Origin of the sequence: Marinobacter xestospongiae, from assembly GCF_023156385.1 — a bacterium.
Taxonomy (GTDB): Bacteria; Pseudomonadota; Gammaproteobacteria; order Pseudomonadales; family Oleiphilaceae; genus Marinobacter; species Marinobacter xestospongiae.
This window is the reverse complement of the sequence record NZ_JAKZAK010000037.1, coordinates 1-26,440: the sequence shown is the minus strand read 5'-3', so window position 1 is coordinate 26,440 and position 26,440 is coordinate 1. Positions and strand designations below refer to the sequence as shown.

The window sequence follows — 26,440 nt, the reverse complement described above, 5'->3', positions numbered from 1 at the left end:
GACTATGGAACAGCATCAGGAATCATTTTTCGTCGTTGCCCGCGAGCCGGGCGCAGAAAACCCGTCGCTACCAACTTGGGCCAATAGCGTGCCGAACCCAGCCAAACTGGACGAGAGCCGTGAGGCCTCCACGGTGTCACGGCGGGAAATTCCGGAAGTGCCCGGTGCCTATCAGCTGCTCAATGTCTTTAGCCGTGAGGAGTGTGACCGCCTCATCGAACTGACCGAAAACCTGGGCTACCTGAAAGACGCGGCGGTCTCACTGCCTCGTGAAGTTCGCCACAACGACAACGTGACCTGGGTTGTGGATGAAGCGACCGATCGCCTGATCTGGCAGCGGGTACGCGATGCCGTGGCCCACAACCTGGACCTCTTCGGCAACAAGCAGCCTCTGGGCATCAACCGGCGATTCCGTTTCTATCGTTACCGCGAGGGGGATTTCTTCAAGTTTCACATCGACGGTGCCTGGCCCGGTTCCAGGGTTGCTGACAACCGGCTGATTGCGGATGCCTTCCCGGACCGGTTCAGCCAGATGACGTTCCTGATTTTGCTCAGCGACGACTTCGAGGGCGGTGCCACCCGATTCCTCGTCGATGCAGACGACCCTACCAAACCGGCACGGCGAAGCGACAACGTGCGCGAGATCGATGTACGAACGCCGGCCGGCGGCGTGCTGTGCTTTCCCCACGGCCATCACCCCCTGCACTGCTTGCACAGCTCAGCGGAGATCACCTCGGGCACTAAATACATCATCCGTACCGACTTGTTGTTTGAACGATAGCCGCGGGCGTTCCCGGTAAACCCTAAAACGGAGGGCGCACTGACGGTTTTTTATATGAAGTTTTTCTTTCAGGTTAGTTGTTATAAGCAAGGAAATTGTAGGCGTCTGTTTTATCGAACCTTTTCAGATCCAGTGCAATTCGGGGACGTGGCGGTCACCAAATGGTGACTAGTTTCAAATATTCCCTTCGTCCCGATAATGAAGAAAAGGTCCGTTAATGCCTAGGGAGCCTCTGATTAACTCCGAATCGCCTCTGCGCGATCTGAGGGCTGCAGCTGCAAGGCGCGGTCCGCAGGTAATGGCCGCAGCCCTTGGCAAGGGCTGCAACGCCGCAGATGCGGCCCTCAGAACGCGCCCTTCGGGGCGTTCAGAGCGATCCACACTCGGTGTTGCGACTTTTTGAAAGGCAGCCAGCCTTCCTGCAAAGCCGCGCCTTGAGTGTGAACCGCTCTGAAGGCCAGAGGTGATCCGGAGTTAATCAGAGGCTCCCTAGTTACCACAGAATGAGAGAAGCCAACCAACATCGGAAATCACCGTGTACAGCTTTCTTCATTCAAACCATTTAATCAAAGGAGAAAAAGTGATGAAAACCATACTCATAACCGGTGCCGCGACAGGGCTCGGTAAAGGAACCGCCATCGGTCTTGCTCAGGCTGGTCACAAGGTGATCGCCACGGTCGAAAACTGGCCCCAGGTCACCCAATTGCGCGCGGATGCCGATGCTGCAGGTGTCGATCTCGTGGTCGAGAAGCTCGACTATCTCGAGCCCGATGATCACGATACGGTGCTGCGCAAATATGGCAAAGAGGTCGATATCGCGGTGCTCAATGCTGCCACCGGACAGACTGGTCCGGTAGCGGAGGTGCCGGTCGATCGCATCCGCGAGGTCTTCGAGGTGAATGTCTTCACCACGCTAGAGCTGGCGCAGCGCTTTGCAGCCATCTTCGTCAAGCGCGGCAGCGGAAAGATCATTTTCACGTCGTCGATCGCGGGCTTCTGGATTCTGCCCTATCTTGCGCCCTATGTCGCGTCAAAACACGCTCTGGAGGCAATTGCACAGCTCATGCGACATGAGCTGGAAGGCACCAATGTCAAGGTTGCGACCATCAACCCCGGCCCCTACCGCACCGGCTTCAACGACCGCATGTACGACACCGTCGATCAGTGGTTCGAGCCAGGCGTGAATTTCAGCGACGAAGCTCCGCTGCGCGAAATGCAGGCGCAGATAGCAGGAGAAGACCTTCAGCTCGATCCGCAGCCGATGATCGACTTCATGGTCAATCTCATCCCGCAAGACGATCACAAGTTCCGCAACGTCTATCACGAGGGTTTTGTAGAAGATGTCAAGCAGTATCAGCTGGGTCTTTGGACGCAGCCGATGAAAGGCCAAGCGTAATTGGAACGCACCGTGAGCCGGCGACGAGTCAGGCTCACGGTAACGTGAATGTTTTAAGACAACCGGAGACAGACTCCATGAGCACGTTCAAATTTGAAGCCGGGGCGCCCTTCCCCACGATTAGCAAGCCTACCCTCGACGGCGCAACCCGAGATCTTAGCAAGCCTTTGGATGGAAAAGACTGGCAGATGTTGGTCGTTTATCGTGGGAGACACTGCCCTCTGTGTACTCGATTCCTGAATGAGTTGGCGGGTTACAAGCCGCGCCTGGACGAGATCGGTATAGATCTGGTGGCGGTATCTGGGGATAGCAAAGAGCAGCTAGAGGAGCATATAAGTCGGCTGGACGTAAATTTCCCTCTTTTCTATGGATTAACCTTGGAAGAAATGAAGTCTCTCGGACTTTACATCTCGCACCCCCGTTCAGAACAGGAAACCGATCACCCGTTTGCGGAACCCGGTCTGTACATCATCAACGAGAAAGGTACGCTCCAGGTGGTTGATATTTCGAATAATCCATTTGTCCGACCCGCCCTAGAAAACCTTGTCTCCGGCCTGGAGTGGATTCGTAAGAATGACTACCCGATTCGCGGAACCTTTTCTTACCAAGATTAACGTCACATAGCTGAAGACCAGGGAAAACCTGTGGATGCCTGTGCTCGATTAGCGCAGGCATCCACATTGGCAAGCTTGGCCAAGGTGTTCATGGCGCGGACCCGCTTCGTATCTAAGGTACAGGACCACGAAATATGCCCCATGGAATGTCTTGGCGCCGGCATCGGCCGCGACGGGCTGGAGCTTTAAGCTTTTTCCGACTTAGTTTCAGCTGCCACTGTCTTCAGCATTTCCACATAGCGTTCCACACCTTGCGCGCCGGTCACCAGATAGCGACGATTGAAAATCATCGCTGGCACACCGCTGATACCTTGCTGCTGCCAGAACGCCTGCTGCTCCCGGACGGCAGCCGCGCAGGTTTCCTGTTCCAGCATCTCGCGGGCTTCGTGGGCATCAAGACCCAGCGATTCTGCGACCTGACAGAGGACACCGATATCGTTGAGGTCGCGCCTTTCAGTAAAAAACGCTTCAAACAGCGCCAGGTTGGCCGCGCCGCCCTTGCCTTTGGTTTCAGCCCAGTGGATCAGCTGATGCGCGCGGAAGGTGTTGACCATTCGCATGTCATCCGCGTAGTTGAAGCGAAAACCCAGCTCTGCTCCCATGGCCGTCAGCCGCTCGCGCGCCGCACGAGACTCTGACGGCGTAGTGCCGTACTTGTTCGCCAGATGCTCCCTGAGATTTTCGCCCTCCGGCGCCATGTGCGGGTTCAGCTCAAACGGCTGCCAGGTCACGTTGATCTCAATGCCGCTTCGGCGGGCGGCCTCCGCCAGCTGGTGATAGCCGATCACACACCAGGGACAGACCACATCCGACACCAGATCGATGTCTATTTTTCGTACATCCGATTGACTCGACATTCTAACTCCCCCTTTTCTATCGATGCGGTGTCACCGTTGTTGCAAGGCGTCACTGTGCTGGCAAGGCCTCATCAATGTTGACGATCGACCCGCCCTGGAAGACAGGCTCATAGGACTCGCTCCCCGGAGGGAACGGGTCACCGTTACCTATTTCAAATGTTGGGCACCAGCTTTGAGAGGCCTCAGATTAACCTTCAATGCGGTGCCAGATAGCTTTCAACGTTGACAGAGAGAATCCGTCGAAACGTGAGGTACACATACGCCAACATGCCGATCATCATACCGAACAACGAATATTCGATTTTCGGCAGGAAACTGCTGGCAATGGTGATGCTGACACACACCAGGGTGTTGGAGATGATTGCCTTGCGCCATGGCGGGAACGCATACCAGTAGGGGATCTGCTTGCCCAGATAGAACAGGCTCAGGCCGGTAACGGCAAACAATCCAAACGTCGGCCGATCCAGGTCGCCCAGGATCGCGTGCCTGATCATATTGGCCAGGATCAGCAGCCCCATGCACAGGAAGAGGTGCGAGAAGATCAGAACGTATCCCGTGGTTAGCCGTTGCGCACGCTCCAACAGAGGAAAACTGTCGAAGTAGATCCACCAGATGGCCCCAATGAGCAGAAAACCGGTCACCGCGGCCCAGACATCAAAGACATCCCAATGCACATTCTCCAGTGACGCCACCATGGCAATGACAGATTCGCCCAGGATGATAATGGCCAGCAGCCCCATGCGCTCAACCAAATGCGGCAAATCAACCGGTGTTGACTCGATCTGTTTGCGCATCGAAGACTGCCAGATCATATCGACCGCAATACCGGCGTAGAACAACACGAAGCGCTCCGGACCGTCGAACAGCGCAGAGGCGGCGCTCACCAGGGCACCAGTGGCAATTGAAGCGCTCAGCCCTCGCACAAACGGCTTTTCACCGTCGGATTGGCGGTGAACGTCAAGGTACTGGTAGGCCTGGATCAATCGGATGGCGCTGTACAGCAGAGCCAGGGAGATGAAGCCGCTCTCGTGGCTTACCGTCACCTGCGTGGACAAGACCACCAGTAGCGCCATGATGGCCAGACTGAACAACCGGTGGCCCCGACTGTCGTCATCGAACCGGTTGGCATAGACCGTATGGGTCATCCAGATCCACCACACCGGTATAAACACCAGTGGGAAGCGGATGATCTGTTCAAAGCCGATGTGGCCATCGTGGGTATGGGCCAGATCGTGGGTTACCACCCCGATAACGGCCACAAACACCAGATCAAAAAACAGCTCCAGCCAGGTGGCGTGCCGCCCTTTCGACAGATATAGCGAATTGATCACAGCAACCTCCTTTGTCAGCGCTCGGATGGGTGAGTCCAGGCGTACTTCCTGAACGCGTTATCCGGCTCGGTATGAGCAATCGCATTGGTAAAGTTGGAGATCAGCTTGGCCGCCAACCCGGTCAGAACCTCAAGTGCTTGTCGACGGGTAAAGCCGGCGTCGAGAAACGCGTTCAATCGGTCGTCCCCGATATGTCCACGATTATCCAGCAGAGCCTTGGCGTAATCGTGAAGGGCCTGTAGTTTCGGATCTGGAATCTCGGTGCCTTCGCGCAAGGCTTCAATCACGTCCTCCGGCATCTTGGCTGCATGCATCATCCAGGTATGACCCGGGACACAGTAATGGCAGTTGTTTTCGAAGTTGGCCGTCATGAAGACGACTTGCTGCTCCAGGGGTGAGAGAGTCGTATCCCTCATGAACAACCCGAAGATTGTGTTGTAGGCTTGGTAGGTCGCCGGTGCTTCCGCCAGGATTTTGTTCAGGTTGGGAACCATCGCGCCGCCAGCCAGCGTCCGCTTCATGAGCACTTTCGATTCTTCTGGGGCGGACTCAATGTCATGGTAGGTAAACATACAGGCCTCTCGATCCTATGCGTTTTCAATGAGATGTAGCGAACCTGGCTCGATGCCCCCAGGTTCGCTCTGCGGTCTCAGTGCTTGGCTTCAACGATGATCGCCACCACTTGAGTGTCACCAACATTGGTCACCTGATGAGCCCACGCCTCATGCCACATGACGTGGCCATCCGGAACCTCGACCTCCATTGCCTCGCCATCAGGGCTGGCAATGGACAAGGTGCCACCACTCTGGAAGTACACCGTTTCGTTGTGATGGCGATGAACGAGATCGGCCTCTCCCGGCTCGAGAACCATCTTCAGGACCAGAACCTGTTCATTTTCCAGCAACGCCTGGTACTGGTCTGGTGACGCGATGTGGGCCAAGCCGTATTCTTCAGCAACGGCCTGACCGCTCATTGCGAATGCCAATGCGCCTGCAGCGACAATGGATTTCAAAGAATTCATATCGACCTCCACTTGGCCTTAAAACGAAGCTTCAAGATGAGCTCTGAAACGATCAAAATCGTTCTCGACATCGGCATTCTTCATCACGTCGTAGCATGCGAACGTTGGCAACGCGTCCATACCAAAGAATCGGAAGTTCATGTGCATGGGGAAAAGCAGATCATCCACACTCTTGCCCTGGAACAGATACTCGTTCTCGTCGTTGAACGATTCTTCCGGCGCATTAAAGGTCACCGACATCATGTATTTCCTGCCGGTCAGCGTTCCGCCTGCGCCATAGTTCTCCTTGGGCGCTTCAGCGGTGCGGCCGTCGCCATTACAAAGCGCTCCCCCCATACCGGCGGTGTATACCTCATCCATGTACTTCTTGAATGTCCAGGGAACCCCCATCCAGTTGATGGGCGTTTGCAGAATCACTACGTCCGCCCACTGGTGGTTTTCGAGTTCTTTTTCGACATCCCAGCCCGCGTCGATCTCAACGACCCGGGTTTCATGACCTTTTGCTCTGAGTAGTTCGTCGGCCATCTGGGTCAAGGTGCCATTGAGTCGCCCTTCAGCGAACGGGTACTTGTGGTGCGCATTGATGATCAAGATGTTGCTCATAGCAGAAGCCTCATGTTCAGCTGGTGATTTTTGATGCACAGGTATATTATGGTTACCTGGTTAATCACATCAATTAGTTTACTTTTGGTAACCTAGGCGGGGACATGGGGAAGTTTGGAAAAACCTTCGTAGAAACCAGTAGTTCTGGCAAGAAAACTGTCGTCAATGTTTGTCTGGAGCCTTGCGCCATCGAAAAGGGAATGAGGCTGATCGGCGGAAAATGGACCGGGTCGATTATCTTCCACCTAAAGGATGGACCGGTTCGCTTCAACGATTTGAGTCGTATGCTGGGAGGCGCCAGTAAAAAGATGATTGATCAGCGCCTGAAAGAGCTCGAGAACCGCGGCATGGTCGAAAGGAAGGTGATTAATGACCGCCCGGTTGCAGTAACCTACGAGTTAACCGAATTCGGCGCGAGCGCCTTAGGTATCTTGGACGATCTTCGCGTTTGGTCAGAAACGCACGACATTGACTGATTTTTGTACGCTTACTAATGCGAAACTTTGTACCCGAACACGGCTCAATACAATGGCCGACAAAGCCAATGCACCCATAAGCTATTGATATTTTATAGCTTTATTGATTGATGATGCATTGTCGAAATATTTAGACGTTCGGCTACAGGGATTGTGGGTTTGATCCGGGTCCGTGAGAACCGCACGCCCAGACTCACTCAACACCGTATTTTCTCTTCAGTTCCGCCATGGTGCCATTGTCGCGAATGGCCGCCAGTCCGCGGTTGAACGCGGCGATGATCTCCTCACTGCGGGCATTGGCAATGCCACTGGTCACGTGCATATCCTTTACCGACAACGCATTGTCGGTGAACTCGAATTGATCGGGGTCGATACCTTCTTTTCTCATCGTTGCCAGGGCGACCAGCTCATCTTCCAGAGTCAGGTCGATACGGCCGGCCTGCAGCTTTAACAGGTTCAGAACGGTGTTATTGGTTTCCGGACGGGTGAAATTGGGGGCGTTGGAGAACTCATCCCCGTAGCCATAATCGCGAGCCACACCAACCGACTTGCCCGTCAGGCTGGCCAGGCCATGAAACTCAAAATCATCGCCCGCCCGTTTGATGAACTTGAGCTGGCTCTGCATGTAAGGTTCGCTGTAGCGCAGGTAGGCGGTTCGCTCCAGCGTGTACCAGGTGGCCACCAACACATCGACGTTGCCATTGCGGACCTGATAGATCGCCCGGGCCCACGGCATGATGGTCATCTTGAACTCATAACCTTCGTGCTCGAACGCGGCGCGCACCAGTTCAACAGACAGGCCCGGCGGGCCCTCCGCCTGAACAAAGGGTGGCCAGGGGTCCTGGGTCGCGGTGATGGTTTCCGCCTCGGCAAGGCTCAGGAACAGGGCCAGAAAGGCAAATATCAAATGGCGAGCACTGAACATAGGAAGCACCTTTTACCAGTCGCTGGTTGGCGTCCATGTCCCGGGAATGGTTTTCTCGGGTGACAGCCCTGATCGCGACATCACATCGCTCGCCTGAGCGCCACCCTACTCTATTACTTTAGTTCAACCTCGTAGGGACAGCACCTCAAAACGCTGGGTGGTGCCAGACCATGAGCTGAACAGATCGGGCATCCTTCAGACCATCACCCCTCAAACAACGACTTAACAGCAAACAGATCCGGATACTCAGCCGCCTGTTTCTGGGCCTTGGCCTGGAAGGTCAGCATCATGTCGTTTGGACGGAACATGCCGGCCTGCCAGGTTGCGACGTAGTTGAGGCTGTCCGCCACAGTGTGGTCACGGCTGTAGTTGAGCATTTCCTTGCATCCGGTTACCGCCAGAGGCGAATTCGCGGCAATGTCGGCGGCGATTTTCATGACGCTTTCCATCATGCTCTCGGCGTCGTCAAACACCCGATTGACCAGTCCCTGATCGCGAGCCTCGTCGGCACTGAATTTCCGACCGGTATAGGCCAGCTCCCGAACCAGTCCCTGGGGCATCAGTTTGGGCAGCCGTTGCAATGTGCCCACATCCGCCGTCATCCCCAGCTCGGTTTCCTTGATGGTGAAGAACGCATCCCGGGTGCAGTAGCGGCTATCGGCAGCACACACCAGGTCCAGCGCGCCGCCAATGCAGCCTCCCTGAATCGCCACAAGCACGGGAATTCTGACTCGCTCCAGGGAACTCAGGCTGTCCTGGAGCTGCAACACCACCCGGCGCAGGTTCTCGGCCATGCGCCCGGGGTCTCCGTTCATGGGGACGGCCGACGGATCGCTGAATACCGACAGATCCATGCCCGCTGAAAAGTGCTTGCCGGTGGACGAAATCACGATAACCCGGGCATCACTCTCCACTTCGATGGCCCGGATGCACTGTGGCAGCTCCAGCCAGAACGCCTTGTTCATGGTGTTCAGCTCATCCGGCCGATTCAGGCGTACATGAGCGATGCGGTTTTCAACAGTGACCGTAAAGCAGTTGTAGTGATTGTTAGCGGTCATGACGGGCTCTCCTTCCTGATTGAATGGACATGAACTTATCACCGCAAAGATTGAACCACAATCTTATCAGTGCAAAGTTGCCAGCGTGCTACGATGCCCCGTACCCCGAAATCGCCAGCAAAGGTTCAGCAACATGACAAAGCCCAGCGCCAGAAAACGTACGTCATACCATGTGGGCAACCTGTCGGAACGGCTGATGGCCGAAGCCCGCTCCATGCTGGAAACCGTAGGTCCGGCGAAGCTCTCCATCCGCGCCATTTCGGAGAAGCTCGGCGTCAGTGCCACAGCGGCCTACCACCATTTCAGCAATCGGGCGGCCCTGCTCTCGCGCCTGGCTACCCTGGGGTTTCGTGAACTGCAACAGGCGCTGATTGACAACGACCAGCAGATTGAACTGCAAGGAGACCACCGCAAGCGGCTGCAGAATGCCAGCCTGGCCTACCTTGAGTTCGCCAGAGCCAACCCGGCGCTCTATCAGCTCATGTTTGGCCCCGAGATAGGCCTCGATGCCAGCGATGAGGGATTTGAAAAGGCCCGACTGGAAGCCTTTGGTGAGCTTCAGAAGATTATCGCGGCCTCGCTCAACGAGCCGCTGGAGTCCCGAACCGTGCGCCAGGCATCGCTGGCAGCCTGGTCACACAGCCACGGGCTTGCGTCCCTGGTCATCCATAAGGTCGTTGGCTTCCCGGAAGGAATGAGCAGCGAACGGCTCGTGGAAACCAGTTTTCAGGGGTTTGAGCACGTGTTCGGGCGCTCAGGTGTCCCCTCTCTGCGGGTATCTGACGATTGACGACTTAGAAAATAGTCCAACAGGTCTACCCTCGGATCGTCAGTTTACGTTAAGGTAAACCTGATTCGGTCCTGAGAGGGTCTTACCAGATCCTTTCAGGCTGTCTGCCAAGACATTAACTACACTCCCACAAGGAGTGTTTGGTTCCTCAGGCCACTACCCCAGGAAGAGGATTATGACAACAACAAAATCAAAAGTTGTTTATTCCCCTGTGTTTACCGATGGTGCGGAGTTCAGCATTCCCACCTTCAAACTACTGAAGCAGGACGGCAAGCTCTACAAGAGCGCCAAGGCGCCGGACCTCGACAAGGACAAGGCGCTGCGAATCTACCGGGCCATGGTCACGACCCGGATTCTTGACGAGCGCATGCTTGCCGCTCAGCGTCAGGGCCGTCTGAGCTTCTACATGCAGTGCACGGGCGAGGAAGCCGCCGTTGTCGGCAGCGCCGCGGCACTGGATGATGGCGACATGATCATGGCCCAGTACCGTGAGCAGGGCGCCCTCGCCTATCGTGGATTCACCATTGATGAATTCATGAACCAGCTCTTCGGTAACGAGATGGACTATGGCAAAGGTCGCCAGATGCCGGTTCACTATGGCTCTGCCAAGCTGAACTACATGACCATCTCCTCGCCTCTGGCTACCCAGATTCCCCAGGCCACCGGCTACGCCTACGGCCAGAAGATGGCCGGCGACGGTCAGTGCACCATCACCTATTTCGGTGAAGGCGCCGCTTCGGAAGGCGACTTCCACGCCGCACTGAACATGGCGGCGGTTCACCGTGTCCCGGTGATTTTCCTGTGCCGTAACAACGGCTACGCCATCTCGACACCGGCGGCTGAACAGTTTGCCGCCGACGGTGTCGCCCCCCGGGCCTACGGCTACAAGATGGACGTTATCCGGGTAGACGGTAACGACATCCTGGCCATGTACCAGGCTACCCAGGAAGCTCGCAGACTGGCGGTGGAAGACAACCGTCCGGTGCTGATTGAGGCCATGAGCTATCGGCTGGCCGCCCACTCGTCTTCCGATGATCCCTCCGGTTACCGCAGCAAGGACGAAGAAGCCGTCTGGCGCGAGAAGGACCCCATCCTGCGCATGCGCCTCTGGCTCGAAAGCAAGAAATGGTGGAGTGAAGACGAAGAGAAAGATCTTCAGGAAACCATGCGCCGGGAAGTGCTCGAAACCATGAAGCGGGCACAGAAACGGCCACCGCCCCCACTCGACACGCTGGTCACCGATGTTTATGACGAGGTACCGCCTCACCTGGCGGAGCAGTTCGAGAAAGTGAAAGCGCACATCCGCAAGTACCCGGATGAGTATCCAAAGAGCGCTGAGCACGCGAAGGGAGGGGCCTGAGATGACCAAGATGAACATGCTTCAAGCCATCAACAGCGCCCTGGACACGGCGATGGCCGCCAACGATAAAGTGCTGTGCTTTGGTGAAGACGTGGGTGTGTTTGGCGGCGTATTCCGCGCCACCAGTAACCTGCAGCAAAAATACGGCAAGGCCCGGTGCTTCAACACCCCGCTGGTGGAACAGGGCATCATCGGCTTCGCCAACGGCCTCGCGGCACAGGGCTCCGTGCCGGTGGCCGAGATTCAGTTCGCAGACTATATCTTCCCGGCGTTTGACCAGATCGTGAACGAGTCGGCCAAATTCCGCTACCGCTCCGGCAACCTCTTCAACGTTGGCGGCCTGACCATTCGTACCCCGTACGGCGGCGGCATTGCCGGTGGTCTCTACCACTCCCAGTCACCGGAAGCCTACTTCGCCCATACCCCGGGCCTCAAGATTGTGGTGCCCCGGAACCCTCACCAGGCCAAGGGCCTGCTGCTGGGCGCCATCCACGATCCCAACCCGACGCTGTTCTTTGAACCCAAGCGGCTGTACCGGGCGTCCGTCGGCGAGGTGCCGGACGAAGATTACCGCCTGCCACTGGGCAAGGCCGAGGTCATCAAGGAAGGTACCGACATCACCCTGCTGGGCTGGGGTGCGCAAATGGAAGTGATTGAGCACGCGGTCGAACGGGCGGAAAAAGACGGCATTTCCTGCGAAGTGATCGATCTGCGCACCATCATGCCCTGGGATGTGGAAACCGTGGCCAACTCGGTGCTGAAAACCGGCCGCCTGGTGATTTCCCACGAAGCCCCGCTGACCGGTGGGTTCGCCGGTGAGATTGCCGCCACCATCCAGGAGCGCTGCTTCCTGTATCTGGAATCGCCCATCGCACGGGTCACCGGGATCGACACCCCCTTCCCGCTGGTGCTGGAGAAAGAGCACCTACCCAACCAGTTGAAGGTCTATGAGGCCATCAAGGCAAGCGTTGAATTCTAGGCGGATATCAGGACAGGAGAACAACGATGAGTGATTTTATTCTGCCCGATATCGGTGAAGGTATCGTGGAGTGTGAGCTGGTCAAATGGCTGGTCAGCGAAGGCGATCTGATTGAAGAAGACCAGCCGGTGGCGGAAGTGATGACCGACAAAGCCCTGGTCGAAATTCCAGCGCCCTACAAAGGCCGGGTGACCCGCCTTTACTACAAGGAAGGCGACATCGCGAAGGTCCACGCACCACTGTTCGAGCTGGTGGATGCGGACAGCGACGCCGGAGAGGGCCAGGCGCAACCGGCGGCGGAAACCGCAACGGCAACAACTGAGGCCGCCCCGGCGCCCCAGCCGTCCACCGGCAGCGGCGACGACAGCCCCGAGGACTTCATCCTGCCCGACATAGGCGAAGGTATCGTGGAGTGCGAAGTCGTTGAATGGCTGGTGGCCGAGGGCGATGAGATCGAAGAAGACCAGCCGGTCGTGGAAGTCATGACCGACAAGGCCATGGTTGAAATTACCGCGCCCAAGGCCGGCCGGGTCACCAAGCTGTACCAAGAAAAACAGGCCATGGCACAGGTACACTCGCCGCTGTTTGCCTTCATCCCCCGCGAACGGGAAGAAGGCGCCAGCGCCAAGCCGACCACCAGTCCGGAACCGGCGCCTGCCGCCAAACCGGCAGCCACCACCCCGACAACCGGCCCCGCCCGCCACCGGATTCCGGCCGGCCCGGCGGTACGTCGTATGGTACGGGAAAACAACCTCAATCTGGCGGATATTGCGGGCTCCGGCAAAGACGGCCGGGTACTGAAATCCGATGTGATGGCGCACCTCGAGAAAGCCTCACAACCGGCACCAGAGCAGAAAGAGAGCTCGGCCTCCCAGCCCGAAACCGCCAATCGCAACCGTCGCACCCAGGCGGCCGATCCGGAGGTTCGGGTGGAGCCGATTCGCGGCATGAAAGCCGCCATGGCCCGCAGCATGGTGAACTCGGCCAGCACCATCCCTCACTTCAACTTCTGTGAGGATATTGACGTTACCGACCTGCTGAAGCTGCGGGCGGAGCTGAAACCCGAGGCCGAAGCCCGTGGTTCCCGTCTCACCCTGATGCCGTTCATCATGAAGGCGATGGCTCTGGCGGTGCAGGAGTACCCGATCCTCAACAGCCGGTTGAACGAGGAGGCCACCGAAATCCACTACCTGCCCCAGTGCAACATCGGTATGGCGGTGGATGGCAAGGCCGGGCTGATTGTGCCCAACGTCAAGGGAGTGGAAAGCCTGACTCTGCTGGAAGTGGCCGATGAAGTCGCCCGACTGACCGAAGCGGCCCGCTCCGGCCGGGTAAGCCCGGATGACCTCAAAGGCGGCACCATCTCCATTTCCAACATTGGCGCGCTCGGTGGCACCTATGCCGCTCCGATCATCAATGCCCCGGAAGTGGCGATTGTGGCGCTTGGTCGGACCCAGAAACTGCCACGGTTCGATGCCAACGGCCAGGTGGTGGAACGGGCGATCATGACCGTCAGCTGGGGCGGCGACCATCGCATCATTGATGGCGGCACCATTGCCCGCTTCTGCAATCTCTGGAAGAGCTACCTGGAATCGCCGCAGTCCATGCTGCTCCACATGGGTTGATTGCCAACCATGGTGCAGAACACTCAACTGCAGCAGTTCTACATCCCGGAAGAGCAGTCGATCTACCTGCTCAGCCACGACGATGCCAAGAAGCTCAAGGACTGGGTGGCGCTCTGCGCTACCCAGCTCCGCCAGTTGGGCTACCGGGACATCGAGCTCATCGGCAAGGGCGCCTATGGCTTTGTGTTCGCTGGCCGCCTTGTCCGGGATGATGGCACCGAACTGGAGCATGTGTTCAAGTTCACCCGTATCAACCTGCCGCAACACCTTCAGGATCGCCTGGAGGACGAGGCCCACATTCTCGAACAGGTTCACCACCCGCGAGTGCCCAGGCTGATCTCCTACCAGCGTGCCCGTAACCAGCCGATACTGGTGATGGAACGGGCGGCAGGTCTCAACCTGGAAGAAGTCTCCCTCCGCGAAGGCCGGCTGACACCCCGGCTGATCATTCGCATCGCCGATCAGTTGGCCGATATTCTGCGCAACCTGCGACGGGAGAACGGCCTATCCGGTCGCCCCATCGTGCACGGCGACATCAAGCCCTCCAATCTGGTGTTCGATGCCGAGACCGAGAACATCGCGTTGATCGACTGGGGGTCATCGGTATTTGCCCAGCTGGATGCCAACCAGCAGTTCGTCACCGCCAACGTCATGGAACTGATGTCAGACAACCTCCAGCAGACCAATGCCCGGCTTGGCGACGTTTACTTCATTGGCACCGAACAACTCAACGGTGGCCTTTCCTCGCCCCGTTTTGATGAACAGGGCGCCGCCGGCACCCTCTACGCGCTCGCCTCCGGACAGTCGTGCCGGTTCGGACACCAGGCAATTCCGGCCACTTCCCTGGGCCTGCCGATGGAGTTCGCCCGCATGCTCGATGGCATGTTGGCGGACGACCCGGAGACCCGTCGCCAGGCCGGCGACTACTACCTGGCCGAAATGCCCCGGCTGGCCAGGACGGTGATGATTGATCTGCCGACACCGCCGGTGGCCCCATTGGTTCCGGTATGGGTGCGAGCATCAGACCAGGAAATCGACACCGTGGTCTACAGCTCGCGAAAGTCCTTTCTGCGGGAGGAAGGCGCTCCGGAAACCCTGAGCGACGTCAACGACGTTCAGCTCGATCGTTACTACAAGAACTTCATGCAGGGCATGGGCGAAACCGAGAAGGCCTTTCTTGCTGCAGTGAGTCGATTGGGCCGCTACCCGATTGAGGGTGGACTGGCGGTACGCTGGGAAACCGACGGCGTCTACGTCGACACCTCCCTGAACCTGCACGACCCGGCCCTGAAGCCGGCGTTTGTGCGGGCAGTGAACAACATGGTCAATCTGGCCCAGGCGATCTATCGCAAAGGCATATTCAAGAGCTGCCTGTTCAACGCCCGCAACACCCTGCACGTTGACCGGGACAACGCCGACCAGCCGTTCGTGGTAGACCCGGGCATGCGCCTGCACTACGAAGTCAGTGCCGCGCCAGAGGTGGAAGATGAAACCCGGGTACACTCCTACTTTGAGGACGGCCCAGACCCGGAGGAATTCCTGGTCCTGCCGGACACCATCATTTCCGCGCTGGAGGCCCTCAACAACATTCACCACACCGGCATGATCATCTTCGAGGCCCTGCCCCGGCACCTGAAGATCCACAGCCACTACCGGCTGCTCGATCCGGAGCGGGAACCGGAGTTTCGCCGCCTGCTCGACGTCATCCTCTCGGCGGTCGAAGAGATCAGCGGCCTGGGCATTTCCGGGTTCATGAAGATGCCCTACAAGGACACCCGCTTCTTCCCTCACATCGAGCGCCTGCCGGAAAGTTACTACCCGCGCAATCCGCGGGTCTCGCAGGCCTGAACACACCGGATGCGTCTGTTCAGTGCAGGGTCAGTGCTGACAATGCTCGAGACTGCCCATCAGCGCTGTCAGCACCGCCGCGTAATGGCCCTTGCCGATCTCAATATCAGCGCCCAACGGGTCCATAACCCCTATCGTGGTGACATTGGAACCTTCGAACACGGTATCGATCAGGCCGGGGTTGTACTGTGGCTCAGTGAAGGCGCAAGTGACGCCAAGGTCCGACACCAGTGTCTGGATTTCCCGAATCCGCGCCGGGCCGGGATCGGAAGCATCTGACAGTGATATCGCCCCGGCCGCAGCCAGCCCGAAACGACGTTCGAAATACTGGTAGGCATCGTGGAACACGATAAACCGGATACCTTCCAGATCCTGTGCACGCCGGTCCAGCGAGGCCGTCAGCTCCGCCAGTGAGGCACCAAGGTCCCGGGCATTGTCATGGTATAGCCTGGCGTTAGCCGGGTCTTCGGCAGCGAGTACCCGGGCAATCTCACCGGCCCAGACAGCGGCATTGATCGGATCAAGCCAGGCGTGGGGATCATGCTCGCCGTGATGATGGCCTTCATCGCTGCCGTGATCACCTGAGTGATGCCCTGAATCGTGGTGGTCGCCACCGGATTCGTCTTGCCCATGATCATGAGCCTCAAAGGTCGCCCCTTCCCTGAAATGGCGGGTGATGGTTGTATCCAATGCCAGCAATTCAACCTTGTCAGCCGACTCCGCAAGCGTCTTCAGCGCGCTCTCCAGCCAGGGCGTCAAATCACTGCTTATCCAGAAAACCACGTCGGCCCGGGAGAGTGCCTCCGCCTCGGATGGGCGCAGGGAGTAGCTGTGGGGGGAAGCCTCTGGCTGGATCAGCAGGTCCGGCTCGGCGACGCCATCCATCACCTGGCTGACGATTGAGTGAAGGGGGGCAATGTCCACCGCAACCCTGGGAGGCGCACTCCAACCGACGGTCGGTAAAAACAGTACGGCAATACCTGCTAACAACTGGCGTCGGAACATCGTGTCTCTCCTGGAATGGCTGATTGGTAGGGCAATTTTGAAAAGTCCGGCGTGAGCCTGACTGCAAACTGGCTCTTGATATAATCGTTATGTTATAACATTGCTTTTGTTTTGGGAACCCGAAGGCGAACCGGACAAAGAGCTCGACAAAAGGATACTCAGATGTTGATCGAAACCCGCAACCTGTCCGTCAGGATTGGCAAAACACCAATCCTGTCAGACATCACGATGAGCATTCAGCGGGGAGAAATCGTCACCATCATTGGCCCCAACGGCTCCGGCAAGTCGACGCTGATGCGAACACTGATCGGCGCACTGCTCCCCTGTCAGGGAGAAATACTGCGCTCACCGGGCCTGAGGATTGGCTATGTTCCGCAACGACTGCACATCGATGAAACCCTGCCACTGACGGTTCGGCGGTTCCTGCAGCTGCCCCGCCGACGCTCCCGGGAGGAGCTACAGGCGGTGGTAAGCAGCGCCGGAGCACAACAGCTTCTCGATCATCAGCTGTTGGCGCTGTCGGGCGGCCAGTTGCAGAGAGTGCTGCTGGCAAGAGCCCTGCTCGACAAGCCCGATCTACTGCTGCTGGATGAACCTACCCAGGGCCTTGATCGCCGGGGCACCTCAGCGTTCTACCATCAGATTGCCAGTATCCGGCAACAGTACGACTGCGCTGTGATTCTGGTGAGTCACGATCTGCGGGTGGTCATGCGCCGGTCCGAACGGGTTATCTGCCTCAACGGCCACATCTGTTGCGAAGGCAAGCCGGATACCGTCGGTACCTCAACGGCATTCCGCTCACTGTTTGGGCAGGATGAGGATGATGACACCCTGGCGCTGTATCAGCACCGTGAGCATGACCGCCGCCACTCGATGCCGGAGGCCGTCTGATGCTGAACGATTTCCTGTACCGGGCGGCACTCGCCGGCATTGGCGTCGCACTCGCGGCCGCGCCGTTAGGCTGCTTTGTGGTCTGGCGGCGCATGGCCTTCTTTGGCGATGCGACCGCTCACGCCGCCATGCTTGGTGTTGCCCTCTCGCTGACGCTGTCGACACCAATCTTTACCGGCGTGCTCGCGATCTCTCTTGCCATGGCCATCACCGTATCAACCCTGAGCGGCCGGGGTTACGCGATGGATACGCTGCTGGGGGTAATGGCCCACTCTTCCCTCGCCATCGGCCTGGTGTGTGTCTCGTTTCTGTCCGGGGTTCGTATTGACCTGATGGCGTACCTGTTCGGCGATATCCTGGCCGTCGGCAAAACGGATCTCGCCATTATCTGGGGTGGCGCGATCCTGGTGCTGGCTATGGTAGGCTATCGCTGGTCCGCTCTGCTGCTGTCGACGCTCAGTCCGGACCTCGCCCGGGCCAGCGGTATATCCCCTCGACGGGAGCAACTCATATTGTTGATTGCCCTTGCCATCGTGGTCGCGGTCGCCATAAAGGTCGTTGGCGTGTTGTTGATTGCCGCCATGCTCATCATTCCGGCAGCAACCGCGCGCAAGCTATCCCGCACGCCGGAAGCCATGGCATTAATGGCGGCGATGATCGGGGCCTGTGCCAGCGTGGCGGGACTTGCTGTCTCGTATCGGTTTGACTCCCCGACCGGCCCCACTATCGTGTGTGTCGTCGCTTTTCTGTTTGTTGTCCTTAATGGGCTCCAGGCGACGGTGCAGAGAATCAGAACATTGCTGTCGGATGAACGACAGGCATTTGATTGATCAGGAGTTGTTGTACCCATGACCCAACCGCGAGCATTCTCGCTGCGCCACAAACTTCTGATTGCCGGATTGGGCGCCATTATCCTTCTGGTCAGCCTGTTGGCAGCACCAACCTCCCCCGCGCTGACCCAGGCAGTACCAGTCGCAGAGGCAGAGGCCGAATCCGTCACAGACAGCAACACAGGCTCCCCGGAGGACGCCACCCCGCCCGCTCAACCAGACGAGCAGCACGATGGGCAGCCAGGCCACAACACACTCGCCCGAACGGTTCAGCCGGGAGACACCCTGAGCGAGATCTTCCAGTCAGGCAACGTGCCATTGAGCGATCTGCGGCAGATCATCAAGGCAGACACCGAGTACCTGGATCTGGAAACCCTGAGACCCGGCACCGAGCTTACCCTGGCGTTTGATCCCGACGGCAACTTCTCTGCCCTCGAACTCCGTCTGGACCCTGCCCGAAAAGTCGCGTACACCAAACAGTCGGACGGCAGCTTCGAATACCGGAAGTATGAGGCGGACACCCGCTGGGTCTCCGAAGTGATTCGCGGCAGGATTACCGGCAGCTTCTATGCGTCCGCCGTTCGCTCCGGGCTGACCCGGGCCCAGGTGCTGCTGATTGACCAATTACTGGGCAGCAAACTGGATTTCAGCCGGGATCTCCGGGTTGGCGATACCTTCAGCGTCATGGTTGGCCATGAACTGATCGGCCCGGACAGCACCGGCAACACCCGCCTGGATGCCATTGCGCTCAACCGCAGAAACACAACGCTGTACGCGTTCCGGTTCGACGACGGCAACTACTACGATGAGAACGGCGACAGCGTGTCACCGGCGTTCCTGCGCTGGCCCACCTCGAAGCGCTACCGCGTCAGCTCACCGTTTAACCGGAACCGCCTGCACCCGGTCACCGGACGTCGCCGCCCTCATAACGGCGTGGACCTGGCGACGCCAATCGGAACACCGGTCCTCAGCACCGGCGATGGCATCGTCCGACGGGTCGGCAATCACCCTTACGCCGGCAAGTACATCGACATTGATCATGGGGGCTCCCACACCACCCGTTACCTGCACCTCAGTAAGGTACTGGTAGGCACCGGTGCCCAGATCCGCCGCGGCCAGCAGATCGCCCGCTCCGGCAATACCGGCCGAAGCACCGGCCCCCACCTGCATTTCGAGTTCCACATCAAGGGCCGCCCGGTGAACCCGCTGACGGCGAACATCCCCACCGCAGCCTCCGTTCCCGCAGCCGAAGCTGCTCGTTTCGCTGAGAAGGCGGAACAACAGATGGCGGTGATGACGCACGCCGCAAGCCGGTCGGAACTTCTGCTTTCAGAGGCACCATCACTGTTTGAGTGAGATGACGCTTGCAACACAAAGCCGTCAAACTCCCTTGCCTCGACAAAGCTTGATGCTAAATTAACAGATAGTTAACCGATAGGAACTGATCGTATGAAAAGGATTTCAACTATCGCGACCTCTGTTTTAAGCCTGTGCCTTGGTGTCCTGCTGTTTCACGGCTGCAGTTGGACATCTCGTTATGACGAGTTGGTGCAAGCCGGAAGGGTTCACTATGAAGCGGGCCGTTATGAGGAATCGTACAAACAGTTCTCGGAGGCCGGTAGCCATGACCATGCAGAAGCACTTCACTATCTCGGGCGCCACCACGATTTAGGACAGGGGGTTAACCAGGATTACGCTCTAGCAGCAGACTATTATCGGCGAGCACATCAGTTGGGCTTTGCCAGGTCGACCAATAACCTCGGCTATCTGTACCTGCAAGGCCGAGGGGTGCCCAAAGACCCCGAAAAGGCCATCACATTGTTCAGGGAGGCGGCCGAGAAAGACGTTCCTCAGGCCTCTTATAGTCTCGGGATTGTTTATGAAAACCGGGAAAATTACGAGCTCGCCCGCGGTCATTTCAAGAAAGCCGCTTTGGAAGGCCATACAGCAGCACAGGTGATGATCGGAAAATACATGGTCAGTGGTACTGGCGGACCACAGAATTATCAGGAGGGTCGTCGGTTTACCAGGATGGCCGCGGAAAAAGGCGACGCTTCCGCCCAGTACAACATGGGGCTGATCCACACAAACGGATGGGGGGTCGAAAGAAACAGTCAAGCCGCCTTCCAATGGTACTTAAAAGCTGCCGCTCTGGGTCATGTAGATGCCCAATACACCCTCGCAAACCATTACTACCACGGAAACGGAACCAGGAAAGACTTCCGAAAAGCGGCACAGTGGTACGAGAACGCTGCGGGACAGGGGCACCGGGTTGCCATGCATAATATGGGTATCCTTTACCGTAATGGGCAGGGGGTAGCCCAACGACCTCGCCTCGCCTTCCGTTGGTTCAGGCAAGCAGCTGAGGACGAGTACGGGCCGGCCCAGTATATGGTGGGCGTATCGTATTTGCGGGGGACCGGTGTGGCCAGGAACCCGCAACAGGCTCAAAGGTGGTGTCAAAGGGCTGATGGGAACGGAGTCAGGGAAGCCTCCCAATGTATCTCAGATGCCCGAAACGAGCTCGCCCGTCTTAATCGATCTCGCTCCAACCGGAATGAAAGGCGAGCTGAGAATCAGACAGAGCTCGCGGATTGGCTAACCGCAGCTGCAGCTGTTATTGGCGGAATCGCGTTGATCGATGCATTCTCGGATGACGACTCTCCAACAGTTTCTTCCGGATCATGCAAAGATAAAGCACGAAGCCGGATAGGCGCTTGTGAGATCACAACGGACTACAGCACCTGCACCTCTTCTGGCTGCTCCAACGAGATAACCTGCTATGACAGCCAGGACGGCGGCGACGGCGATCAATGTGTAGGTTTCTGGGAACGTTTGGCTACCTACTCCGGAGGCGGTGAAACAGGCACGGTTTATTGCGATACCGATAATCCAGAGAACTACAGCGAGGATATTGAAAACGTAATAGAGGAAATCTGTCAGTGAGACCACGAATCGGCAAAGGGTCAGGTCGCCAGGAGCGAATCTTCAGAGCCTTTTTCTCGAAGCTATATTTGAGTCGTGTGGGCTTGCTTGAGAGTGCAAGCACGGAGCTTCCTTTTTGCCTAGACGCCTGAGGTAATGGGCACTAACGAAGCGCAGCGTAGTTGATCAGAAGCTCCCTAAATTGAGATGTCACAGGTAACCGCGAAGGCACCCACCGGAAATTCCACGCTATAATTTCTGAGGTTTTCTAATCAGTAGAACGATCTGTATGAGAACCAATGGCTGAAATACGGACAGCAGAAAACCAACGACCGTGGATCGTGTTACGTGATCAACCTTTTGCTTGGCTAAAGAGTGAACAGCATAAGTACCTACGACCACTCCTAATACCCAAAGGCCAACATTAAGGTATTGCCCAATTTGAGTTAGATTCAGAATCAAAACATCTTCCTTTTTGACTTATAATGCAGGCAAGCGTTTCCGGGTAACTAATCCGAAACAAAGTAAGCGAACATCACGCCGAGATATAAGCCAGCTCCGGATGCCCGAAAAATGACTTCAAGAGCTTTGGTAATTTCTGCAATCGCCGTAGTTGCCGATAAACGATAGCTCGGAGCTGCTCCTTGTTGTTGATGACTTTCTTGCCCACATGGTGATACTTGATGTAGCCCCAGACAGACTCGTCCGGGTTCAGTTCGGGGGAGTAAGGCGGCAAGAAAAACAACCTGAGCCTGCCATCAAGATTGTCCACGTACTCTCTGACCTTGCGGGCATGATGGACTGGGTGGTTGTCCAAAATCAGGAACACGGGTTTGTCAGCATCCCGAACCAAAGCTTTGAGAAAACCGATAAACACCTCGGCATTCATGGTGCCCTGCAGCGTTTTAAAGCGCAGCTCTCCACGAGGCGAAATGGCAGAAATCAGGTTTAGACTGAAGCGGCTTCCAGTCCCTCGTATGAGGGGAGCTTCGCCCGCAGGGGCCCAGGTTGTGCCACTGTGATAATCAGAGCGAATGGTGGCCTCATCTCCGAAGAAGATGGTGGCTCCTGCCTTCTTGGCCTCTTTTTGAATCTCTGGATAGGTTTCTTTCTTCCATTGTTCCACTGCTTTCGGGTTTTGCTGGTAGGCCCTATGCAGCGGTTTCTGAGGTGTCAAACCGAGGTTCCGGAGTAGGCGCCCAACAGACACATCGCTCAGGCGTACATTGAACTCCCGGCGGATCAGTTCACGCACGCGAGCCCGGGTCCACAACGTAAACTCGAACTTCAGTTGATCCGGCGTGAATGAGGTGATCCAAGTGTAGAGTTCACGAATCTGGTCTCCGGTCAGCTTCTTCGGTCGGCCTGAAATCTGCTTCGCCTTGAGGGCGTCAAAGCCACCTTCGCGATAGGCCGCCAGCCACTCATAGATCCGCGCCCGGCTCATGCCAAGAGCCTTGATGACCACTTCAGGACTCTCTCCATCCATCACACGTTGAACGGCGCGAATGCGGAGGGCTTCCAATGTCTTGTGGTCGAGTTTACGACCGTCGTCATGGCGCATGAGGGGAGATATCCGATAAGCTTGGCGAATAGGGACTGCATTATAAATGATGTTCGCTTACTTTCGTACTCATTAGAACCAATGAAAACAGGTAATCTTCGGGAAGCCCCATGCACCGATTCTAAGGCTTAAATTTATATTAAGCAGCGGCTTAACATAAAATTTTAGTGCTGCCATCTTTGGACCAATAGTAACAAGTGCCTTTCTTGAAATTCCATTCACCAATCATCGGAATTCTTGCACCGTTTTTGCTCCACATCACTCTGGATAATTGCAGCATTTCAACTGGCATTTCTCCCAGGTTGTCGCCGTTATTATTAATAATTTTCACAAACCCAGCTTTATCACCTGAAGAACCTGGCGACATCGTAACGAATGACAAATATGCCTCATAAGAAACAATAGCTGTGTAATCCCCTGTTGGGTCAGATTCTTTTGAATAAACAATCCTACCAAAAGCCAAAAAGCACCCACATAAGACAATCACCAACAGAAATATTATGGCATATTTAAACATATTGATTACTCTTCTCGTTGGTTAGCGAGGCTGTAGAAAATCCCTCGCCCCTTTTTTGATGACGTTACTATTTAAAATCCAGATGCGCTTTCGATGATCAAAGCTCCAGTCTATTAAGAATGGGAGCTATTTTCAGTTTGTTCCTTGACCAGCCTGGGATCAGAAAGATCCCCTGACCTTATTTCTACAGCCTCAACGCCCAAACAGGGGCGACAATTGGCCAGCTATCATTCGAACGAAGCGAACCAGCTGGCTAATTGGTGTCGGCTTGCTTTTGCTTGTTATGCCTACTAGTTGTTGGCCCATTGAATTTCCGTAATAACCATATACGTAAAGCCATTTTCGGACGATGTTCTATAAGCCCCTTTTGCGTTCAGTAGCCGGGCTGTGATTGATGTCATCTCCCAACCATCAACTTCATCGGCCTCCCACTTATCGGTCGTGAGAGCAGCGAAACCGAATTTCTCACCAAAATCACGGACGATATGCATTTGGTCTTTCACATTATCTTGGATAGTTGAGTTGGCCCATGACCAAAGCCATGTATTTGATTTGGTAGAGATCGAGCCAACGAACTGTACTTTAGCGACAACAGCAACGACACCATCATTTGAAAAAATCAGAGAGCCGGCATCTTGGTCCCAGTCAAATCGCTTGTGCTCTCCAAGCTTATACTGATCCATAAGCTCTTCTTGGCGCTCACTAAGGTAATTATGGGAATCCGTTACCTGCGCCACCCATTTTTCGTCGGCTGGTGTTTCAGTCATAACGATACTCAGTAGTACTGCGATAAATATCTTCACGATTTAAGGCCATAATGCCCCACTCACCGGAATTTTGGGAGCAGAGCGAGTCAAATTTCCAGATGCAGTGGCTTGTGTACGCCCAGCTTGGGCATGAACTAATGGGGGGAAAGTCCTCTGTGGGAAGATCACCGCTCAATGGATTTTACCCGATTGAACGCCAACCACTAGCAAATGGCAAGGGCCGAAGACGCCGTGTGATCTGACAGCCACCGTAAATGATGCAGCAGTGCAGTGACAGTGCATGCCCTTATCTGGGGCGGTCCGACGTATCGGGATCTGCTCAACGAGCGATCGGTCAATGACCAGTCAGGAACCTGATGAAGCTGGGCGTGCATGTGCAGGCCGCCGTGGCGTGTGGCATTACTAGCAAAGGCCCTTGGCGCTGCTCGAAGACGCCGGGCATTCAGCAGGCTCTGTCGAATGACTACCTGAAAGCTGAAGGTCTGGTATCGCTGCGTGATGGATGGATTAAGCTTCACCACTCCCGGTGAAACGCCCTGTGCGGAGCCGCATGCAGGGTGTTGTGGGGGCTGGGGGTTAGATACCCCCGGCTACCCGATTATGCCACCCTTTCGCTGACTAAACTGTACATTTCATTAGCCATTTTGAAATATAAACTTAGTTCAATTTTGCCTATATCAGTATCAAAATATCTGACACTTTCTATTGAGGAATTCTCAATATACTCAATTTGGAGCTTGGCTCTTACCAAAGGCATTATAAAGTCAGTGTTATTTACTTCAGAACTTCTATTTAATTCGCACACTCTCTCGATAGCATCCAACACCTCTTTCTTACCAATATTACGTTTCTTGTCTAACGTAAAGGTGTAAAATCTATCAAGCAGGCTGCTGTCGTTGTCACAGTCGGCGCTATACTCCGTAAAGAAAACGAAATTTAGATGATGACTTGAAAACCTGTGGTTATCTTTCAAGCCTTCAAAACACTTAGTTGATGGGAAGCACAGTCCGTCAAATTGTTTTTCTTGTAATGCTACAGTAAGCATTTGAGGGATTACATATTCGGGAATAAATGACTTTTTATATTCGGTTGGAAATGTGCATATTTGAAGCAAAATATTGGCTTGAATCTCCCGCATAAATCTAGGCTTATACGAATAATCTCCATCTCCCGAATAGGGATAATGAACGCCACCGTCCATGATTCCTGGCAGGCTGTTTTCAAGCAGATCATTTATATTATTTCTTAAACTAAATATTCTTGCTCTGTAGAAATGAGAATAGCTTGGTAGGAAAACAGAATATACAAGGTCATAACTCGAATTTGCTTCCAATTCCTTTTCGACAGTTAAAGTAGAGCTGCCCAAATAAAGTAGTGGCAACCCGGGAATACTAAAGCGCTGGCTTCCTACAAGATGCCTTTTTGAAAACGGAACGTGATAAAACTCTTTGATATCTTTAGGGTCGAACTTTCCCTTCCATCTAGCTCGAAACATTGCCCTAACAAGCTCAGATGAATCAACTGTCCTATCTATAAGAAGTGACTCTTCCAAAAAACCATAGAGACTATTGATTGCAGACCTTTGGTTTTCGGATATAAACTTTACATAGGATAGATTTATCTTGTCGAATGTAGATTCGATTTGAGCGATGTGCTGATTTATATCAGACAAAAACTCGTCAACCCAAATGCATAGTGATTCATTGCTGTACGTTTTATAACAACTACAGTCTTTTATTTTTTTTATTTTTTTAGCTCATCTACATACAAATATTTAAATTTTTCTAGTTTACTTTCAAATCTACTGATACCAAATGTTTTTATTTTCAAAGATCTTTGATACGAATCCCTAAAGAAACAAATCGGGCAGGTCATCCCTTACTCCTTCGACTAGCGCGCGGCATAACATTGATTCAACGGCACATGACGTATTTAAACACGTCACCAGACGTGATATCCCGCCACATTTCTCCATCAAACCTATACGCCAATTAACACTCTATCAAGCACTTAGAGAGATTTTCCCTAGGTTCGTTTGGGCAAAATGTGTCAAATGCCATAATATCCCGACAACTGTACGGAGCATAGCCCAGCTTGGAAAGCCAACATGGACAACCATCAAAGAACACGTATCCGGGGTCTTGCCTTCTACCATGATTTCACCATTCCTTGGCCTCTTAACCGACATTAAATCAGTCAGCTAGCCCGGATTTCTCACGGGGGATAAAAGAAAGCGGCTGAAAGTGCTATGGTTTCAAGAGCCTAACCAATCCACCA

26 protein-coding genes are annotated in these 26,440 nt (G+C 55.4%); 14 read left to right on the top strand and 12 right to left on the bottom strand.

Going from position 1 to position 26,440, the window contains the following annotated elements:
• Positions 1 to 4 precede the first annotated feature (4 nt).
• The 3 genes from MLD24_RS20525 (at position 5) to MLD24_RS20515 (ending at position 2,791) form a co-directional block, all read left to right on the top strand.
• Positions 5 to 781 (top strand): prolyl hydroxylase family protein, encoded by a 777-nt coding sequence (locus MLD24_RS20525; RefSeq protein WP_248169078.1) that lies wholly within the window; start codon positions 5 to 7, stop codon positions 779 to 781.
• A gap of 583 nt (positions 782 to 1,364) precedes the next feature.
• The gene (locus tag MLD24_RS20520) at positions 1,365 to 2,177 is read left to right on the top strand and encodes an SDR family oxidoreductase (RefSeq protein WP_248169076.1); all 813 of its coding nucleotides are present in this window, start codon (positions 1,365 to 1,367) and stop codon (positions 2,175 to 2,177) included.
• 77 nt (positions 2,178 to 2,254) lie between these two features.
• On the top strand, positions 2,255 to 2,791 hold the full coding sequence (locus tag MLD24_RS20515; protein WP_248169074.1) for a redoxin domain-containing protein: 537 nt from the start codon (positions 2,255 to 2,257) through the stop codon (positions 2,789 to 2,791).
• 185 nt (positions 2,792 to 2,976) lie between these two features.
• On the opposite strand, the gene MLD24_RS20510 is transcribed toward MLD24_RS20515, so the two are convergent.
• The 5 genes from MLD24_RS20510 to MLD24_RS20490 form a co-directional block, all read right to left on the bottom strand.
• On the bottom strand, positions 2,977 to 3,648 hold the full coding sequence (locus tag MLD24_RS20510) for a DsbA family oxidoreductase (RefSeq protein WP_248169072.1): 672 nt from the start codon (positions 3,646 to 3,648) through the stop codon (positions 2,977 to 2,979).
• A 194-nt stretch (positions 3,649 to 3,842) separates the two neighbouring features.
• Positions 3,843 to 4,979: a low temperature requirement protein A gene (locus MLD24_RS20505; RefSeq protein WP_248169070.1), complete on the bottom strand. Its 1,137-nt coding sequence runs from the start codon at positions 4,977 to 4,979 to the stop codon at positions 3,843 to 3,845.
• A 14-nt stretch (positions 4,980 to 4,993) separates the two neighbouring features.
• On the bottom strand, positions 4,994 to 5,551 hold the full coding sequence (locus MLD24_RS20500) for a carboxymuconolactone decarboxylase family protein (protein ID WP_248169068.1): 558 nt from the start codon (positions 5,549 to 5,551) through the stop codon (positions 4,994 to 4,996).
• 77 nt (positions 5,552 to 5,628) lie between these two features.
• Entirely contained in the window at positions 5,629 to 6,000 is a 372-nt protein-coding gene (locus tag MLD24_RS20495; protein WP_248169066.1) for a cupin domain-containing protein, read from the bottom strand.
• Between the two features lie 18 nt (positions 6,001 to 6,018).
• On the bottom strand, positions 6,019 to 6,603 hold the full coding sequence (locus MLD24_RS20490; protein WP_227175826.1) for an NAD(P)H-dependent oxidoreductase: 585 nt from the start codon (positions 6,601 to 6,603) through the stop codon (positions 6,019 to 6,021).
• Between the two features lie 104 nt (positions 6,604 to 6,707).
• On the opposite strand from MLD24_RS20490, the gene MLD24_RS20485 reads away from it, so the two are divergent.
• Entirely contained in the window at positions 6,708 to 7,079 is a 372-nt protein-coding gene (locus tag MLD24_RS20485) for a winged helix-turn-helix transcriptional regulator (RefSeq protein ID WP_227175825.1), read from the top strand.
• Positions 7,080 to 7,272: 193 nt separating this feature from the next.
• On the opposite strand, the gene MLD24_RS20480 is transcribed toward MLD24_RS20485, so the two are convergent.
• Both MLD24_RS20480 and MLD24_RS20475 read right to left on the bottom strand, forming a co-directional pair.
• Positions 7,273 to 8,004, bottom strand: a complete 732-nt coding sequence (locus tag MLD24_RS20480) for a substrate-binding periplasmic protein (RefSeq protein WP_248169064.1) — start codon at positions 8,002 to 8,004, stop codon at positions 7,273 to 7,275.
• A 203-nt stretch (positions 8,005 to 8,207) separates the two neighbouring features.
• The gene (locus MLD24_RS20475; protein WP_248169062.1) at positions 8,208 to 9,062 is read right to left on the bottom strand and encodes a crotonase/enoyl-CoA hydratase family protein; all 855 of its coding nucleotides are present in this window, start codon (positions 9,060 to 9,062) and stop codon (positions 8,208 to 8,210) included.
• A 133-nt stretch (positions 9,063 to 9,195) separates the two neighbouring features.
• Between MLD24_RS20475 and MLD24_RS20470 the strand changes: the two genes are divergently transcribed.
• From MLD24_RS20470 to MLD24_RS20450, 5 genes are all read left to right on the top strand, one after another.
• Positions 9,196 to 9,852, top strand: a complete 657-nt coding sequence (locus MLD24_RS20470; protein ID WP_248169060.1) for a TetR/AcrR family transcriptional regulator — start codon at positions 9,196 to 9,198, stop codon at positions 9,850 to 9,852.
• Positions 9,853 to 10,027: 175 nt separating this feature from the next.
• Complete coding sequence (locus MLD24_RS20465) at positions 10,028 to 11,212, top strand: thiamine pyrophosphate-dependent dehydrogenase E1 component subunit alpha (RefSeq protein ID WP_227175821.1); 1,185 nt, start codon at positions 10,028 to 10,030, stop codon at positions 11,210 to 11,212.
• 1 nt (position 11,213) lies between these two features.
• Positions 11,214 to 12,191: an alpha-ketoacid dehydrogenase subunit beta gene (locus MLD24_RS20460; protein WP_227175820.1), complete on the top strand. Its 978-nt coding sequence runs from the start codon at positions 11,214 to 11,216 to the stop codon at positions 12,189 to 12,191.
• Positions 12,192 to 12,217: 26 nt separating this feature from the next.
• The gene (locus tag MLD24_RS20455; protein WP_248169058.1) at positions 12,218 to 13,816 is read left to right on the top strand and encodes a dihydrolipoyllysine-residue acetyltransferase; all 1,599 of its coding nucleotides are present in this window, start codon (positions 12,218 to 12,220) and stop codon (positions 13,814 to 13,816) included.
• 9 nt (positions 13,817 to 13,825) lie between these two features.
• Positions 13,826 to 15,664 (top strand): protein kinase domain-containing protein, encoded by a 1,839-nt coding sequence (locus MLD24_RS20450; RefSeq protein ID WP_248169056.1) that lies wholly within the window; start codon positions 13,826 to 13,828, stop codon positions 15,662 to 15,664.
• A gap of 30 nt (positions 15,665 to 15,694) precedes the next feature.
• Here MLD24_RS20450 and MLD24_RS20445 read toward each other — a convergent pair whose 3' ends face one another.
• Positions 15,695 to 16,669: a zinc ABC transporter substrate-binding protein gene (locus MLD24_RS20445; RefSeq protein ID WP_248169054.1), complete on the bottom strand. Its 975-nt coding sequence runs from the start codon at positions 16,667 to 16,669 to the stop codon at positions 15,695 to 15,697.
• Between the two features lie 162 nt (positions 16,670 to 16,831).
• Between MLD24_RS20445 and MLD24_RS20440 the strand changes: the two genes are divergently transcribed.
• The 4 genes from MLD24_RS20440 (at position 16,832) to MLD24_RS20425 (ending at position 21,336) form a co-directional block, all read left to right on the top strand.
• Positions 16,832 to 17,560: an ATP-binding cassette domain-containing protein gene (locus tag MLD24_RS20440; protein ID WP_248169052.1), complete on the top strand. Its 729-nt coding sequence runs from the start codon at positions 16,832 to 16,834 to the stop codon at positions 17,558 to 17,560.
• Positions 17,560 to 18,390, top strand: a complete 831-nt coding sequence (locus MLD24_RS20435) for a metal ABC transporter permease (protein ID WP_248169050.1) — start codon at positions 17,560 to 17,562, stop codon at positions 18,388 to 18,390. The genes MLD24_RS20440 and MLD24_RS20435 overlap by 1 nt, the downstream gene beginning before the upstream one ends.
• An 18-nt stretch (positions 18,391 to 18,408) precedes the next feature.
• Entirely contained in the window at positions 18,409 to 19,746 is a 1,338-nt protein-coding gene (locus MLD24_RS20430; protein ID WP_248169042.1) for a peptidoglycan DD-metalloendopeptidase family protein, read from the top strand.
• Between the two features lie 93 nt (positions 19,747 to 19,839).
• The gene (locus tag MLD24_RS20425; RefSeq protein ID WP_248169040.1) at positions 19,840 to 21,336 is read left to right on the top strand and encodes an SEL1-like repeat protein; all 1,497 of its coding nucleotides are present in this window, start codon (positions 19,840 to 19,842) and stop codon (positions 21,334 to 21,336) included.
• A gap of 514 nt (positions 21,337 to 21,850) precedes the next feature.
• On the opposite strand, the gene MLD24_RS20420 is transcribed toward MLD24_RS20425, so the two are convergent.
• The 3 genes from MLD24_RS20420 to MLD24_RS20410 form a co-directional block, all read right to left on the bottom strand.
• Positions 21,851 to 22,879 carry an IS630 family transposase gene (locus tag MLD24_RS20420; protein ID WP_248169038.1) on the bottom strand — a complete coding sequence of 343 codons (1,029 nt, stop codon included), beginning with the start codon at positions 22,877 to 22,879 and terminating at the stop codon, positions 21,851 to 21,853.
• A 151-nt stretch (positions 22,880 to 23,030) separates the two neighbouring features.
• Positions 23,031 to 23,396: a hypothetical protein gene (locus tag MLD24_RS20415; RefSeq protein ID WP_248169035.1), complete on the bottom strand. Its 366-nt coding sequence runs from the start codon at positions 23,394 to 23,396 to the stop codon at positions 23,031 to 23,033.
• 290 nt (positions 23,397 to 23,686) lie between these two features.
• Positions 23,687 to 24,163 carry a DUF6882 domain-containing protein gene (locus MLD24_RS20410; RefSeq protein WP_248169033.1) on the bottom strand — a complete coding sequence of 159 codons (477 nt, stop codon included), beginning with the start codon at positions 24,161 to 24,163 and terminating at the stop codon, positions 23,687 to 23,689.
• A 356-nt stretch (positions 24,164 to 24,519) separates the two neighbouring features.
• Between MLD24_RS20410 and MLD24_RS20405 the strand changes: the two genes are divergently transcribed.
• Positions 24,520 to 24,693, top strand: coding sequence for a hypothetical protein (locus MLD24_RS20405; protein WP_248169031.1), 174 nt, complete (start codon positions 24,520 to 24,522; stop codon positions 24,691 to 24,693).
• A 68-nt stretch (positions 24,694 to 24,761) separates the two neighbouring features.
• Here the strand turns inward: MLD24_RS20405 and MLD24_RS20400 are convergent, their stop codons facing one another.
• Positions 24,762 to 25,835 carry a hypothetical protein gene (locus MLD24_RS20400; RefSeq protein WP_248169029.1) on the bottom strand — a complete coding sequence of 358 codons (1,074 nt, stop codon included), beginning with the start codon at positions 25,833 to 25,835 and terminating at the stop codon, positions 24,762 to 24,764.
• Positions 25,836 to 26,440: the final 605 nt, after the last annotated feature.